We start from the raw sequence: 598 nt of genomic DNA on the forward strand, positions 1-598 counted from the left end.
GAGTAGGGGAGTAGGGGAGTAGGGGAGTAGGGTGTGTGTTCCGCAGGTGCGATCTGCCCCTACTGTCTTACTGCCCTATTCCCTTACTCCCCTAGAGCAATCAAATGCCTTCACCGGCAAGTTCCTCCGAAATCGTGCCGACCTGGTCCTGGGCGCTGCGCATCATCGGATAGATGGCCAGCACCTTTTGCCAGGCCTCGAGCGCCGATTGCTTGTGGCCGGTCAACGCCATGATCTGCGCCAGGCCGGACAGCGCACCGAAATGGCGCGGCTCGAGCTGCAGCGTATGGTCGATGTCGGACATCGACTTGCCGTAGTTCTTCATCATGAAATGGACGGTGGCGCGCCGGTTCCAGCCCTCGGCATAAGTAGGCTGCAAAGTCACCACCTGGTCGAGGAAATCGAGCGCGACGTCGAACTTCTGGCCCTCGACGGCTTTTTGCGACCATTGCATCATCAGGTCGATCGAGGCGCTGCCGGATTGCGACCACTCGCTCCAGATGTTGCCGGCGATGCGCTCCGCCGCCTTTTCGTTGCGTTCGCGTTTCAAGTCGCTGAACAGCTGATCGAGGCGGGCTTGTTTTGTCGTTTGGGCGGG

Annotated in this window: 1 protein-coding gene; it reads right to left on the reverse strand. The window is 60.0% G+C overall.

Translation table 11 applies throughout. From position 1 onward, the window contains the following. Nucleotides 1-100 precede the first annotated feature (100 nt). A partial coding sequence (locus EN994_RS34360) for a hypothetical protein (protein ID WP_127308298.1) occupies nucleotides 101-598 on the reverse strand: 498 nt, incomplete at its 5' end.

Origin of the sequence: Mesorhizobium sp. M7A.F.Ca.CA.002.09.1.1 (assembly GCF_003998555.1) — a bacterium.
Lineage (GTDB): Bacteria > Pseudomonadota > Alphaproteobacteria > Rhizobiales > Rhizobiaceae > Mesorhizobium > Mesorhizobium ciceri.